Below are 14,969 nucleotides of genomic sequence, written 5' to 3' on the forward strand. Positions count from 1 at the left end.
GCTGTCCGTCTGGCCCTCGGTAGTTTCCGCTACGCGGGGGCCGCCCCGTTAGTCGGGGATATTTCGCACTACAGCGCTTGAAACCGAGTGGCGATCTGCCGCCAAACCCGCCGTGTCGCACAGTGCTGAGGTCGTCCCTAGTGCGCGACTACCTCGACTGATCGACGTCGACGCGCCCACGTGGCGCGTGACACCTCGAGCCCCGGCTCCGCACGAGTGCGACACTCCTGCGGAGCCGGGGCTGATGTGCGTCACCCCATCGCGTGGCGGGTGGGCCGGAGTCGGACGACGGGGGAGTCAGCGCCGGGAGAGTTGGGGGAAGGGGGAGTCAGCGCCGGGGGAGGCGGCGCAGGATCGCCCGGCCCAGGGACCGCCAGGCGTCGACCCCCTCCTGGGGCCACAGCAGCGAGCGTGCCCGGGGCAGACCCTGACGGGTCGAGCGCACCCGGTGCACGACGGCCCCGACCTGGGCGCTGATGTCCGGCAGGTCGGCGCCGGGCGCGCCGTAGCGGGCGCGCTCGAGCGTCGCGACGACCTCGTCGAGCTGTCCCTGCAGCGGCGCGTCCAGGTGCATGCGATGACCGATCCACGCGCCGGCCTGGCGCGGGGTGGAGCCGACGGGCGGCCGGATGCCGAGGTCGTCGAGCTGGGCGACGAGCTCATGCCACTCACGCTCGACCCGCTGGGCGTCGTCGGTCGCCGTGCGGCGGCGGCGTCGTCGGGCCAGGACCGCGGTCACCGGCATGATCGCCGCGAGGGCCAGCACGGCGACGAGGCCGACGAGCCACCACAGCCACCGAGGGGTGCCCGTGTCCGCACCGGCCTGGGGGTCGACGGCGGTGGCATCCTCCACCTCGGAGCTCGTCGTGGAGGTCGACGTCGACGAGTCGGAGGTGCTCGTCCCGGTCTCGTCGGTGTCCGTCGAGTCGGAGCTGGCGATGCTGTAGCCCGGGACGCTGGCCGCCCGCTGGCCCGGCGTCGGCTCGAAGCGCATCCAGCCGACGCCTTCGAAGTACAGCTCGGGCCAGGCGTGGGCGTCGCTGGCGCGGACCACGCGCGCGCGGCCGTCCGGGCTCGACCCGGGCAGGAAGCCGACGACCACCCGCGCGGGGATCCCGCGGGCCCGGGCCAGCAGGGTCATCGTCGCCGCGAACTGCTGGCAGTAGCCGACTCCGGTCTCGAGGAAGTGCACGATCGGGTCGCGACCCTCGGGCATCGCCGGCAGGTCGAGGCTGTAGCTGTAGGAGGCACTGCGCAGGTGCTCCTGGATCGCCTGTGCCGCCTCGAGGGGCGTGGCGTCGACCGGGGCGAGCGACTCGGCCAGCTCGGTGATCTCGACGGCCGACCCGGGGTCGAGGGAGACGTAGGCGTCCCGGTAGGCGGTGGTGTCGACGACCTCGGTCTGGCCGTCGTCGCGCAGCACCGAGCCGGCGAGGTCCTCCTCCTGGGGGTCGAGCTCGATGAAGGAGGCGGAGTAGGTCCCGGGGGTGCGCTGCACCCGAGCCGTCCCGTCAGCGCCGACCGACCAGGCGATGCCCCCGAGGTCGGCCGAACGGGTGAGCCACGGCAGCGGCAGCTGCGGCGCCGCGACGCCGTTGTCCTCGACGAGGATCGTCCGCGGCTCCCGGTCGACCGACTCGGGGACGGTGCGCAGCGGGTCCCTCGGGGTGAAGCCCTCGCGGGGCTCGAGAGCCCGCGAGCGCATCTGGCCGAAGCCGTCGGTGAAGTCCTCGACGACCGCGACGCGCAGCGGCTGCGGGGTCGGGTCGTCGGTCGTGTAGCGCATGACCGGGGTCTGGCTCGGCGACTCGAGACTGCGTCGCAGGTCGAGCTCGGTCGAGAGCCGGATGCCCGTGCCCGCTCCCGCTCCGTCTCCTCGGCCGAGACCGTCGAGCACGTAGCGGGTCGGCAGGTGCGGGACGAAGCCCGCGGCCACCATCGCCGCGACGACCGCCACGGCACCCACCCCGGCTGCCTGCCTGCGGTGTGAGCGGGCGGCGACCCCGTCACCGTCGCCATCGGCCATCAGGGGGATCGACGTGGTCCACCCACGCAGGTCGACGTCGGACTGGTGCGCGACCATCGCCAGCCACAGCGCGGCGGCGACGACGAACCACACCCAGTGGAGGGACCCGCCGGAGTTGGCCGCCGAGACGAGGAAGAGCGAGAGCAGGGGCAGCCCGGCCACAGCCGGGCTGGCGGCAGCCGTGCTCGCGAGGTCGACGGCGAGGGCGACGACGACGACGATGATGACGAGGCAGACGACGATGCCGGGGGTGGCCGGCGCCGGTGCAGCGTAGGTCGTGATCGTGTGGTGCGCCTGCTCGAGGTGCCCCACGAGCGCGGTCCACGTCTGCGGGGTCGGGACGACGACGAAGCGGGTGGTGTCGCCGAGCTGGGAGACGAGCACGTACAGCCCGGCGACGAGGGTCTGGCCGAGGACGATGACGCCCGAGCTCATGGTGAGGCTGCGCAGGAGCATGCCGGCGGCCGCGACGACGATGACGCCGAGCACCGCGGGCACGACCCAGGGCGGGGTGTCGAAGAGCCGCACGAGGGGCAGGGTGACGGCGGTGGTCGCCGCGGCGGAGAGCAGACCGGCGACGATCCGCGCCTCGCCCCTCACCGGATCGCTCCCATGCCGACCGTGGCGCGTGCCCACACCTCGGGCAGCGAGGCCCCCGGCGAGACGACGTGGGCCCGCCACCCGCCGAGGGCGAGCTGCTGGGCGGTGGCCCCGGCGGGCCCCCCTTCGTCCTGACCCTGGGCGAAGCCCCCGCGATCGATGACCAGGGCGATCCCGTGCCGGGAGCGGCCCGTGCACATCGCGGCGACGTCGTCGTCGAGGGCGCCCACGACGCCGACGACGAGGCCGCCACCGTGGTGGGCGAAGTCGTCGAGGGCCTCGACGATCCCGCTCGGAGAGGTCGTCTCGCGGGGCTGGACCGCGGCGAGCTCGTCGAGGGCGTGGTCGATGCCCTGCACGGGTAGCACCGTGCCGGAGGTGTCGGAGGCGAGGCACAGGTGCACCTCGAAGCGCTCTCGCAGGAGCAGGGTGGCGACGGACGCCACCGCGGTCACCGACCACTCGAATGAACCGCCGTCTCCCGTGCCGGCGTGCACGGCGGCCCGGTCGTCGAGGAGCACGAGCGCTCGCCGCCTCGTGGGCTGCTCGTCCTGGCGGACCATCGTCTCGCCGGTGCGCGCCGTCGAGCGCCAGTGGATGCGGCGCAGGTCGTCGCCCATGCGGTACTCGCGCACGGCGACGTCGTCCTCACCGTGCAGGGCGATCCTCGGGGAGGTCGTCGTCTCGCCACCGCTGCCCGCGGCGACACCGCGCACGGGGGAGAGGGGCACGACGCGGGGCAGCACGACGAGGGTCGCCTCGCCGGGGATCGTCACCCCCCGCGTCGCCAGGCCGAAGGGGTCGTCCACCCGCAGCGTGAGCGGTCCGATGCGGTGGTGGCCGCGCACGTGCGACCGCACGCGGTAGGTCAGCTGGCGGGACTCGCCGCCGTCGAGCCGCGGGACGAGCAGGTGTGGCCGGTCACCGAGCGCGTAGGCGAGCCCCTCCTCGCCGCGCAGCAGCGGGGTCGGCAGCCGGCCGTCGTTGCGCACCCGCACGGTCACGTCGGCGTGGGCGTCCGCCGTCACCCGGGTGGGGTGGACGACTCGGGTGATGTCGAGGTCGAGCTCGCGGCGCGCGAGGAGCACGGCGAGCCCCGGGAGGAGCACGAGCAGCAGCCCGATCTTCGTCAGGTCGTGCAGACCCAGGACGAGACCGGTGGCGACGACGAGAGCCCCCGCGCCGACGAAGAGGCGCCCCCGGAGCGTCACCTGCGTTTCCTCACCGGGAGGCGGGCACGCGCGTGCGGCGCACGAGCTCGGTGACGATGTCGAGGGGCTCGCGGCGGGCGAGCTGGGCCTCGCTGCTCAGGAGCAGACGGTGGGCCAGGACGACCGGCGCAATCGCCTGGATGTCGTCGGGCAGCACGTGGTCGCGGCCCTCGAGGGCGGCTCGGGAGCGGCCGGCGCGCAGCAGGTGGAGGGTGGCGCGCGGGGAGGCGCCGAGCCGGATGAGGGAGCTGGTGCGGGTCGCGGCGGCGATGTCGACGACGTACTGCCGCACGGCGCTCGAGGCGTGGACGGTGCGCACCGCGCGGATGAGCCGCGCGATGCCGTCGGCGTCGGTGACCGGCTGGAGCTGGTCGAGCGGTGAGCTCGCACCGTGGTGGTCGAGCATGGCGACCTCGGCCGCGCTCGTGGGGTAGCCCATCGACAGCCGGGCCATGAAGCGGTCGCGCTGGGCCTCGGGCAGGGGATAGGTGCCTTCCATCTCCACCGGGTTCTGCGTCGCCATGATGATGAAGGGCCGCGGCAGCTCGTAGGTCGTGCCGTCGACGGTCACCTGGGCCTCCTCCATGCACTCGAGGAGGGCGGACTGCGCCTTGGGCGAGGCGCGGTTGATCTCGTCGCCGATGACGACGTTGGCAAACACCGCGCCGGGGCGGAACTCGAAGTCGTGCTGGTCCTGGTTGTAGATGCTTACGCCGGTGATGTCGCTCGGCAGCAGGTCGGGGGTGAACTGCACCCGACGGACCGAGGCGTCGATGCTGCGCGCCAACGTCTTGGCGAGCATCGTCTTGCCGACGCCCGGGACGTCCTCGACGAGTAGGTGCCCCTCGGCGAGGAGCACGGTGACGGCGGTGCGCACGACGTCGGGCTTGCCCTCGATGACGGCGTTCATGGCGTCGGTGAGCGCGCCACCCACCCGCACCACGTGCTCGAGGTCCGCGCTGGGGACGGCCATCGTCGGGGTGCTCTCCCTGCTGAGGGTCACGTGGTCTCCGATCCGGACGAACGATGCCGCCCCACTTCGCTCCGCTGTGCACCCGACCCTACGTGGCCCGGCGCGCCTCGCCCCCGAATACCGGCGACCGAGCCACTGACGGCAGGACGCGGGTGCGCCGAGGCCCCCGCGGAGGAGTCGGCGACGGATATTTCGCCCCACTTTGCACCACCCTTGATTTATCAGGGAAAACTCAGCATCTGATCGGCGAAAACCTGCCTGAGTGGGTGTCTTTTGTCTCATGGGTGGAGTAAAGTGGGGCAACAAGGAAGAGCAGGGAGCCATGCGGGTCGAGACGAAGGGGAGGTGGCCGCGATGTTCCTCGGTACCCACACCCCGAAGCTCGACGACAAGGGCCGGCTCTTCCTCCCCGCCAAGTTCCGCGACAAGCTCGCCGGCGGCCTCGTCATGACCCGCGGGCAGGAGCGCTGCCTCTACGTCTTCCCCATGGACGAGTTCGCCAAGATCACGCAGAAGTTCCAGGAAGCCCCGACGTCGAGCAAGGCGGCCCGCGACTACATGCGCGTCTTCCTCTCCGGCGCGAGCGACGAGATCCCCGACAAGCAGGGCCGGGTCACCGTGCCGGCCGCGCTGCGCCAGTACGCCGGCCTCGACCGTGACTGCACGGTCATCGGGACCGGCTCGCGCGTCGAGGTCTGGGACACCGCCGCGTGGGAGGAGTACCTGGCGAGCACCGAGCAGGCCTTCGCCGACCAGTCCGAGGAGGTGATCCCCGGACTCATGTGACAGCTGCTGCCATCCGGCCTCCAGCCGTGACGGCGCCGACCCGACTTCCCCCGGGCCGGATCGTCCCGGATGGGGACCAGGTGGCAGCAGCGAGCACCAGCCGGAGATCACCACCCCGCACCGCACCACCACCCGACACCACCGACGAGCACGAAAGGAGCACCGTGGAGCACGACGCCGACCGTGACCTGACGACCGACGACCGCGACGCGGCCTCCCGCCACGTCCCCGTCATGCTCGACGAAGTCCTCGAGCTCCTCGCGCCCGCGCTCTCCACGCCGGGCGCGATCCACGTCGACGGGACCCTCGGCATGGGCGGCCACGCGCAGGCCGTGCTCGAGTCCGACCCGCAGGTCCGCCTCATCGGCATCGACCGCGACCCGCAGGCGCTGCGCCTCGCGGGGGAGCGGCTCGCTCCCTTCGGCGACCGGGTCACCCTCGTGCACGCGGTCAACGACGAGATCGGCGAGGTCCTCGACGACCTCGGCATCGACACGGTGACCTCCGCCTTCTTCGACCTCGGCGTCTCCTCGCTGCAGCTGGACGAGACCGAGCGCGGCTTCGCCTACGCGCACGACGCGCCCCTCGACATGCGGATGGACCCCACGACGGGCGTCACGGCCGCCGAGGTGCTCAACACCTACGACGCCCGGGACCTGGCCCGGGTGCTGTCGGAGTTCGGCGAGGAGCGCTTCGCCCGCAAGATCGCCGGCGCGATCGTCCGCGAGCGGGAGGTCTCTCCCTTCGACCGCTCGGGGCGGCTCGTCGAGCTGCTCCGCTCGACCATCCCCATGGCCTCGCAGCGCGGGGGTGGGCACCCGGCCAAGCGGACCTTCCAGGCCCTGCGCATCGAGGTCAACGAGGAGCTCGCCGGGTGGTCCCGGGCGCTCCCGGTGGCGCTGCGGCGGCTCGCTGTCGGTGGGCGCATCGCCGTCCTGTCCTTCCACTCGCTCGAGGACCGCATCACCAAGAAGGCGCTCGCCCGCGGCGCGACGTCGACCTCGCCGGCCGACCTGCCCGTCGAGCTGCCCGAGCACGCGGCCGAGCTGCGGCTGACCACCCGGGGTGCCCTCACCCCGAGCGAGCACGAGCTCGCCACCAACTCCCGATCCGCCTCGGTCCGACTGCGTGGGGCCGAACGCATCCGTCCACCGAGAGAAGGCGCGTAAGAGATGAGCCAGTCGACCGTCGCCACCACCGTCGCCCGCCGAACCCCGGCCCGTCGGGAGCGCGCCTCGCTGCAGGTCGTCACGCCCGCCGACCGGTCCGGGTCGCCGTGGTTTGCCGTCCTGTGCGTCGCCCTCCTGCTCGCCGGTCTTGCCGCCGTGCTCGGGCTCAACACCTCGATGGCCCAGGACTCCTTCAAGGTCTCCGCGCTCGAGGCCCGCTCGGCGAGCCTCGCGGACACCGAGGACTCCCTCGCCCAGTCGATCAACGCCAAGTCCGCGCCGCAGAACCTGGCGACCCGCGCGGACGAGCTCGGCATGGTGCCGGCCCAGTCAGCGGCCTTCATCGACGTCGACCAGGGCAAGGTGCTCGGCGTGGCGACGGTGGCCGAGAAGCCCGACGGATTTACGGTGGGAGCAGCGGCCACGAGCACCGCGGACGAGGCGGACAAGAGCTCGACGAGCACGAAGAAGACCGCCGACGAGAGCATGAAGAAGCAGAGCAGCACCAAGAGCAGCAGCTCGACCAAGGACTGAGAGGGGGAGCGCGGTGAGCCAGCGCCGACCCGAGGACCCCCGGAGCACGGGCCGGCCCACGCGCTCGGCCCGCCCCGGGCCGGCCGCGAAGAAGACGGCCGCCCCGAAGGGTGCGGCCAAGACATCGGCGGCCAAGACGTCGGCGGCGAAGAAGGCCTCCGCGAAGAAGACCTCGGCACCCCCACCCGCGAAGAAGGCGGCCGCGAAGAAGACCGCGCGCACGACCGCCTCGCGCACCGCGGCGTCCCGCCCGGCCACCCGACCGACGCGCGGACCACGCCCTTCGTCGACCCGGCCGGCCACGCGACCGGCGACGGCCACCCCAGCCGTCGGCAGCCCGCGCGCCCGCATGCGCGCCCTCATGGTCGTCTCGCTCATCGTGCTCAGCCTCTTCGCCGCGCAGCTGCTGCGCATCCAGGGCTTCGACTCCGACGCGGTCGCCGCCGACGCCCTGCGTCAGCGGACGCAGACCGAGGCGATCCCGGCGCACCGCGGCACGATCTACGACGTCAACAACACCGTCCTCGCGCAGAGCCAGGAGCGGCGCACCGTCATCGTCGACCAGACCGCGGTGCCCGAGTACAAGAAGACGGTCGACGGCGAGCGCACCACCGTCGGCGTCGAGGGCGCGGCCGAGGACCTGGCCGAGATCCTCGGCGACCCGGCCTCCGAGATCGAGCCCAAGCTCACCGGCGACCTGCGCTACCGGCCGCTGGCCAAGAACATCTCGCCGCTCACCTGGCGCAAGATCAACGCCCTGGGCATCCCCGGCATCTACTCCGAGCGCTCCTCGCAGCGCACCTACCCGCAGTCGACGACCGTCGCCTCGCTCGTCGGCTTCGTCCAGCCGCAGGACCAGAGCGCCGGCGGTGGCCTCGAGCTCCAGCTCGACGACGTGCTCAAGGGCACGCCCGGACAGGCCACGTACGAGATCGCGCAGGACGGCTCGCGCCTGCCCAATGCCTCCGACGACGTCACCTCCGGCACGGCCGGCAAGGACGTGCGCCTGACGATCGACAACGACATCCAGTGGTACGCGCAAAATGCCCTGGCCGACAAGGTCAAGGAGACCGACGCGCTCTCGGGCACGATCGTCGTCCAGCGGGTCACCGGTGAGCTCGTCGCCCTGGCGTCCTACCCGACCTTCGACCCCAACAACCTCGGGGACGGCAAGGGCGTCTACAGCAACCTGGCCTTCAGCGACGTCTTCGAGCCCGGCTCGACGTCGAAGATCATGACCGTCGCGGCGGGGCTCGAGGAGGACACGATCACCCCGGAGACGCCGATGATCCTCCCGGGGTCGGTCAACCGCGGCAACCGCACGCTCAACGACTCGCACCCCCACCCCGACGAGTACCGGACGGTCGCCGGGGCCCTGGCGCAGTCGAGCAACACCGGCACGATCCTCATCGGCGAGACGATGGAGCCCAAGACCCTCGAGGAGTACCTGCGCAAGTTCGGCTTCGGGTCGACGAGCGGGTCAGGATTCCCGGGGGAGTCGGCGGGTCTGCTGCCCAAGGCGGAGACGTGGAACGGCTCCCAGCGGGCGACGATCACCTACGGCCAGGGTGTGTCCACGACCGCGATCCAGGTGACCAACGTCTTCCAGGCCATCGCCAACGACGGCGTGCGGATCAGCCCGACCTTCGTCAAGGAGGTGAGTGACGGCCAGGGCGGGTGGGACCCCGCGCCGGCCGGCACGCGCACCCAGGCGGTCTCCAAGGCGACGGCCAACGAGGTCTCCCGGATGCTCGAAGGCGTCGTCTCCGAGGAGGGCACCGCGCCGCAGGCCCGCATCGAGGGCTACCGGGTCGCCGGCAAGACCGGCACCGCCGACCGGTACGACTCGCGCACGGGCGGGTACTCGGGCAAGACGGCGAGCTTCATCGGCTTCGCGCCGGCTGACGACCCGCAGCTCGTCGTCTCGGTGATCCTTCAGCGCCCGATCAAGGGCTACTACGGCGGCACCGTCGCCGCCCCGGTCTTCAAGGACGTCATGACCTACGCCCTCCAGCACGAAAAGGTCCCGCCGACACCGCAGGACGAGAAGGCGCCCAAGGTGCGCACCAAGCTGTCCAAGCGACCGGCCGACGACACCCCGGGTCTGCTGAAGGACCGGGGTACGCCCGGCGACGGGTAGGGTCGGCTGACGTGTCTTTTCCTCGCCCAGAGCGGGTCCGCCCGCTGACCCTGCACACCGTCGCCGACCTCCTCGGCGACGGTGCCCGGCTCACCCACGGTGACCCGGCCACCGAGGTCCCCGGCGTCTCGCTCGACACCAAGACCCTGCAGCCCGGCGACCTGTGGGCCGCCCTCCCCGGGGCCCGCGCCCACGGCGCCGACTTCGTCGACCAGGCCCTCGCGGCCGGTGCCGTCGCCGTCCTCACCGATGCCGACGGGGTCTCCCGCCTCCGGGCGAAGGGGGTCGAGCTGCCCCTCGTCGAGGTGGAGCGGCCCCGCACCGTGCTCGGCCGGGTCGCGGCCGCGGTCTACGACAGCGCCGCCCGACGGCCCAAGATGTTTGGCATCACCGGCACCAACGGCAAGACGACGACGGCCTACCTCATGGTCTCGGCGCTCGAGGCGCTCGGCCGCACGACGGGGCTCATCGGGACGATCGAGACCCGCATCGGCAGCGAGCGGATCAAGTCGGTGCGCACGACCCCGGAGACGACCGACCTGCACGCGCTGCTGGCGACCATGGGGGAGCGCGGCGTCGACGCCTGCGTCATGGAGGTCTCCAGCCACGCGCTCACGCTGCACCGCGTCGACGAGGTCGTCTACGACGTGGCCCTCTTCGCCAACCTCAGCCAGGACCACCTCGACTTCCACGGCACCATGGAGGAGTACTTCCGGGCCAAGGCCAGCCTCTTCACCCCCGAGCGCTCCCGCCGCGGCGTCGTCTGCATCGACGACGAGTGGGGCCAGCGCCTGTCCCGCGAGGCGAGCGTCCCCGTGACGACCGTGACCTCGCGCCTGGACGCCGAGGCCGACTGGGTCATCGGGGGAGACCCCCGGCAGCCGCTCGTGCGCCTCACCCGACGCGACGAGACCGTGCGGCTCGAGTCGGCCCTGCCCGGCGACTTCAACCGGGTCAACACCGCGATGGCCGCCGTCGCGCTCATCGAGTCGGGTGTGCCCGCCGACCAGGTCGCCGAGGCCGTGCTCACCCGCCCGGAGGTGCCCGGCCGGATGGAGATCGTCGCTCCGAGCACCCCCTCCGACGAGCTGCCCCTGGCGATCGTCGACTTCGCGCACACCCCGGATGCCGTCGGCGCGGCCCTGGCCGCGCTGCGCCCGCAGACCAACGGACTGCTCGTCGTCGTCCTCGGTGCCGGCGGTAGCCGGGACCCGGGCAAGCGCCCCGGCATGGGGGCGGCCGCGGCGGCGCACGCCGACGTCGTCGTCGTCACCGACGACAACCCGCGTGACGAGGACCCCGAGGTGATCCGTGCCGCCGTCGCCGACGGCGTGTGGCCCCGCTCGCGGGCTCGGCTCGAGATCGTCGCCGGGCGGGTGGACGCCATCGAGCGCGCCGTCGCCATCGCCCACGAGTCCGGCCCCGGCGCGACCGTGGCCGTCCTCGGCAAGGGCCACGAGCAAGGACAGGAAGTACGCGGCGAGGTCCGCGACCACGACGACCGGACGGTCCTGCGGGCCGCCCTCGACCGCCGGAGTGCCACCGGATGATCCCCATGACCTTGGGTGCCGTCGCCGACCTCACCGGCGGGCGCCTCCACGGATGCACCGCGGCCGAGGCCGACGCGCTGCTCGTCGACGGCCCCGTCGTCACCGACTCGCGCGAGGCCGGCCCCGGCAGCCTCTACGTCGCCCGCGTCGGCGAGAGCGCCGACGGGCACGACTTCGTGCCCGGTGCCGCCTCGGCCGGCGCCGTCGCCGGGCTGACGACCCGCGAGGTCGACGGGCTGCCCTGCGTCGTCGTGGACGACGAGCAGGCCGCCTTCGTCGCCCTGGCACGACACCTCGTCGACTCCCGACCCGACCTGACGGTCATCGGGATCACCGGCTCCTCCGGCAAGACGAGCACCAAGGACCTGCTCGGCGCCGTGCTGGCCACCGACGGCGAGACCGTCGCTCCGGTCGGCTCGTACAACTCCGAGGTCGGCGTGCCGCTCACGGTCTGCCGGATCACGCCCCGGACCGCGCACCTCGTCGTCGAGATGGGTGCCCGCGGCATCGGGCACGTCGAGTACCTCACGCGCATCGCCCCGCCCCGCATCGGCATCGTGCTCAACGTGGGGCACGCCCACGTCGGCGAGTTCGGCTCCGTCGACGCGATCGCGCAGGCGAAGGGGGAGCTGCCGGCCGCCCTGCCCGCCGACGGTGTCGCCGTGCTCAACGCCGACGACGAGCTCGTCGCCGCGATGGCCGACCGTACCTCGGCCCGGGTCGTGCTCGTCGGCGAGGCGGAGGGCGCGCACGTGCGCGCCACCGAGGTCACCGTCGACGAGACGGGACGCCCCTCCTTCACCGTCGTCGCCCCCTTCGGCACGGCCCGCGTCGATCTCGGCCTCGTCGGCCGCCACCACGTCGGCAACGCCCTGGCCGTCATCGCCGCTGCCCAGGCCGCCGGCATGACGCTCGAGCAGATCGTGCCGGCCTTGGCCGCGGCCCGTCCCGCCAGCCGCTGGCGGATGGAGGTCACCCGCCGCGACGACGGCGTCTTCGTCGTCAACGACGCCTACAACGCCAACCCCGACTCGATGTCCGCGGCCCTGCGCAGCGTCGCCGGCATGGCGACGACCGGGCGCCGCTGGGCCGTCCTCGGCGCGATGCTCGAGCTGGGGGAGACCTCCGACGAGCTGCACGCCGCCGTCGGGCGCGAGGCGGCCGACCTCGGCTTCGACGAGATCCTCGTCGTGGGCGCGTCCGCGTCGCCGATCGCCACCGGGGCGAAGGACAATGGCCCGCGGGACGACGTGCGGGTCCGGGTCGTGGACGACGCCGAAGCCGCCGAGGCCGTGCTCGCCGACGAGCTCGCCGCGCCGGACGTCGCCTTGTTCAAGTCGAGTCGGGACGCCGGGCTACGGTGGCTCGGAGACCGCATCATCCAGAGGGAGGCCCGCTCGTGAAGGCAGTGGTCATCGCGTCCGTCCTGTCCCTCGTCGTCGCCCTGCTGGGGACGCCGATGTTCATCCGCTACCTCGTCAAGCAGGGGTACGGGCAGTTCATCCGGGACGACGGCCCCACCTCGCACCACACGAAGCGCGGCACCCCGACGATGGGCGGCGCCGTCATCATCCTCGCGACGGTCATCGCCTATGCGCTCGCGCACGTCGTGACCTGGCACCCGCCGACCGTCAGCGGCCTGCTCGTGCTCTTCCTCATGGTCGGCCTCGGCGCCGTCGGTTTCGCCGACGACTACATCAAGATCAGCCGGCAGCGCAGCCTCGGGCTGCGGTCGGGGCAGAAGCTCATCGGTCAGACCGCCGTCGGCGTGATCTTCGCGATCCTCGCGCTGCAGTTCCCCAATGAGGCCCTGCGGCGACCGGCGTCGACGAGCATCTCCTTCGTCCGCGACACCGCGATCGACCTCGCCTTCGCCGGGCCGATCATCGGCACGATCCTCTTCATCCTGTGGGCCAACCTCATGATCGCCGGCACGTCCAACGGCGTGAACCTCACTGACGGTCTCGACGGGCTCGCCACGGGGTCCTCCGTCATGGTCTTCGGCGCCTACGTCGTCATCTCGATCTGGCAGTTCAACCAGAACTGCCAGATCAGCCCCGTGGCCAACTGCTACGACGTGCGTGACCCGCTCGACCTCGCGGTCGTCGCCGCCTCCGCGACCGGTGCCTGCTTCGGCTTCCTCTGGTGGAATGCCTCCCCGGCCAAGATCTTCATGGGCGACACCGGCTCGCTCGCGCTCGGCGGTGGTCTTGCCGGCCTGGCGATCCTCTCGCGCACGGAGCTGCTCATCGTCATCCTCGGCGGGCTCTTCGTGACGATCACCCTCTCGGTGATCATCCAGGTCGCCTCCTTCAAGTCGACCGGCAAACGGGTCTTCCGGATGGCGCCGCTGCAGCACCACTTCGAGCTGCTCGGGTGGCAGGAGGTGACGATCGTCATCCGCTTCTGGATCATCGCGGGGCTCTTCGTCGCCGGCGGCCTGGCGATCTTCTACGCCGAATGGGTCGTGGGGACGCCGTGACGCAGGCCCGCTCCCGCGACGAGCGGCTGGCGGGGCTGACCTCCCACGAGGCGGACTGGGCCGGCCTGCGGGTCGTCGTCACCGGCCTCGGGGTCTCCGGCTTCGCCGCTGCCGACGCCCTGATCCAGCACGGCGCCCACGTGCGCGTCGTCGACGCGCAGACCCCGGTGGAGGGCACCCCGATGGGCCAGCGTGCCCAGATCCTCGAGGTCCTCGACGCCGAGCTGCACCTCGGCGACGGAGCCGAGACCGCGCTGCCCGTGCCGGCCGACGAGATCGACCTCGTCGTCACCTCGCCCGGATGGCCGCCGCACCAGCCGCTGCTCGCCGCGGCCGCCGCCGCGGGCATCCCGATCTGGGGCGACGTCGAGCTCGCCTGGCGCATGCGGCCGCGCGAAGGGGGAGCCCCCTGGCTCCTCGTCACCGGCACCAACGGCAAGACGACGACCGTGCAGATGCTCACCTCCATGCTGCGGGCCGCCGGCCTGCGGGCAGCGAGCGCTGGCAATGTCGGCACGCCGGTGCTCGACCTCGTCCAGGACCCCCAGCCCTACGACGTCATCGCCGTCGAGCTCTCGAGCTTCCAGCTGCACTGGAGCCACTCCCTCCGCCCGCGTGCCGCGGCCTGCCTCAACATCGCACCGGACCACATCGACTGGCACGGCTCGCTCGAGGAGTACGCCGCCGCCAAGGGCAAGGTCTACGCCAACACCGAGATCGCCTGCGTCTACAACGAGCAGGACCCCGCGACCCGGCGCCTCGTCGAGGAGGCCGACGTCGTCGAGGGGTGCCGGGCGGTGAGCTTCACCCTCGGCAGCCCCGGGCCCTCGATGCTCGGGCTCGTCGAGGACGTGCTCGCCGACCGGGCCTTCGTCGAGGACCGCGCCACGACGGCGGCCGAGCTCGGCAGCCTCGCCGACCTGCAGGGCGAGGCCCCCAGCGTGGCCCCGCACCTCGTCGCCAACGCCCTCGCCGCCGCGGCGCTCGCCCGCGCCCACGGCGTCCCGCCCGTCGCCGTCCGGGACGGGCTGCGGGCCTGGCAGCCAGAGCCCCACCGCATCGCGCACGTCGCCACTGCCGGCGAGGTGCACTGGGTCGACGACTCCAAGGCGACCAACCCGCACGCCGCGCAGGCCAGCCTCACCGCCTACCCCAAGGTCGTCTGGGTCGCCGGGGGGCTGCTCAAGGGGGCCGACGTCGACGAGCTCGTCGCCGCCGCGGCCGACCGACTGCGGGGGGCCGTGCTCATCGGGCGCGACCGCGAGCAGATCGCCGCCGCCATCGCCCGACACGCGCCGGATGTCCCCGTCATCGACGTCGCCGCCACGGACACTGGAGCCATGGACCTCGTCGTCCGGCACGCGGGGGCACTCGCCCAGCCGGGAGACGTGGTGCTGCTCGCCCCGGCGGCGGCGTCCATGGACATGTTCGACAACTACGGAGCCCGCGGAGACGCCTTCGCCGACGCGGTGGATCGGTACCTGCAGGAGGGGTGAGT

Annotated in this window: 11 protein-coding genes; 8 read left to right on the top strand and 3 right to left on the bottom strand. The window is 72.7% G+C overall.

What is annotated here, in order from left to right; genetic code table 11:
• Window positions 1-328: 328 nt before the first annotated feature.
• Genes AB4Y78_RS01430 through AB4Y78_RS01440 form a run of 3 tightly spaced genes read right to left on the bottom strand, consistent with a single transcriptional unit; the run spans window position 329 to window position 4,810 of the window.
• A complete protein-coding gene (locus tag AB4Y78_RS01430) occupies window positions 329-2,626 on the bottom strand; it encodes a transglutaminase family protein (protein WP_441713741.1) in 2,298 nt (765 codons plus the stop codon).
• Window positions 2,623-3,837, bottom strand: a complete 1,215-nt coding sequence (locus AB4Y78_RS01435) for a DUF58 domain-containing protein (protein WP_441713740.1) — start codon at window positions 3,835-3,837, stop codon at window positions 2,623-2,625. Before AB4Y78_RS01435 ends, AB4Y78_RS01430 begins: the two co-directional genes overlap by 4 nt.
• Before the next feature lie 10 nt (window positions 3,838-3,847).
• A complete protein-coding gene (locus AB4Y78_RS01440; protein ID WP_259909283.1) occupies window positions 3,848-4,810 on the bottom strand; it encodes an AAA family ATPase in 963 nt (320 codons plus the stop codon).
• Between the two features lie 354 nt (window positions 4,811-5,164).
• Here AB4Y78_RS01440 and mraZ point away from each other — a divergent pair, with 354 nt between their 5' ends.
• The 8 genes from mraZ to murD all read left to right on the top strand — a co-directional run bounded on the left by mraZ (window position 5,165) and on the right by murD (window position 14,967).
• The gene (gene mraZ, locus AB4Y78_RS01445; RefSeq protein ID WP_007925298.1) at window positions 5,165-5,596 is read left to right on the top strand and encodes a division/cell wall cluster transcriptional repressor MraZ; all 432 of its coding nucleotides are present in this window, start codon (window positions 5,165-5,167) and stop codon (window positions 5,594-5,596) included.
• Window positions 5,597-5,760: 164 nt separating this feature from the next.
• Window positions 5,761-6,765: a 16S rRNA (cytosine(1402)-N(4))-methyltransferase RsmH gene (gene rsmH / locus AB4Y78_RS01450; RefSeq protein WP_441713739.1), complete on the top strand. Its 1,005-nt coding sequence runs from the start codon at window positions 5,761-5,763 to the stop codon at window positions 6,763-6,765.
• 3 nt (window positions 6,766-6,768) lie between these two features.
• The gene (locus tag AB4Y78_RS01455) at window positions 6,769-7,299 is read left to right on the top strand and encodes a hypothetical protein (RefSeq protein WP_007925296.1); all 531 of its coding nucleotides are present in this window, start codon (window positions 6,769-6,771) and stop codon (window positions 7,297-7,299) included.
• 13 nt (window positions 7,300-7,312) lie between these two features.
• On the top strand, window positions 7,313-9,439 hold the full coding sequence (locus AB4Y78_RS01460; protein WP_441713738.1) for a peptidoglycan D,D-transpeptidase FtsI family protein: 2,127 nt from the start codon (window positions 7,313-7,315) through the stop codon (window positions 9,437-9,439).
• A gap of 11 nt (window positions 9,440-9,450) precedes the next feature.
• Entirely contained in the window at window positions 9,451-10,989 is a 1,539-nt protein-coding gene (locus AB4Y78_RS01465; RefSeq protein ID WP_441713737.1) for a UDP-N-acetylmuramoyl-L-alanyl-D-glutamate--2,6-diaminopimelate ligase, read from the top strand.
• On the top strand, window positions 10,986-12,392 hold the full coding sequence (locus tag AB4Y78_RS01470; protein WP_441713736.1) for a UDP-N-acetylmuramoyl-tripeptide--D-alanyl-D-alanine ligase: 1,407 nt from the start codon (window positions 10,986-10,988) through the stop codon (window positions 12,390-12,392). The genes AB4Y78_RS01465 and AB4Y78_RS01470 overlap by 4 nt, the downstream gene beginning before the upstream one ends.
• The gene (mraY, locus tag AB4Y78_RS01475; RefSeq protein WP_259909267.1) at window positions 12,389-13,471 is read left to right on the top strand and encodes a phospho-N-acetylmuramoyl-pentapeptide-transferase; all 1,083 of its coding nucleotides are present in this window, start codon (window positions 12,389-12,391) and stop codon (window positions 13,469-13,471) included. Before AB4Y78_RS01470 ends, mraY begins: the two co-directional genes overlap by 4 nt.
• The gene (gene murD / locus AB4Y78_RS01480) at window positions 13,450-14,967 is read left to right on the top strand and encodes a UDP-N-acetylmuramoyl-L-alanine--D-glutamate ligase (RefSeq protein ID WP_259909266.1); all 1,518 of its coding nucleotides are present in this window, start codon (window positions 13,450-13,452) and stop codon (window positions 14,965-14,967) included. The genes mraY and murD overlap by 22 nt, the downstream gene beginning before the upstream one ends.
• Window positions 14,968-14,969: the final 2 nt, after the last annotated feature.

Origin of the sequence: Janibacter sp. RAF52 (assembly GCF_052114035.1) — a bacterium.
Lineage (GTDB): Bacteria > Actinomycetota > Actinomycetes > Actinomycetales > Dermatophilaceae > Janibacter > Janibacter hoylei.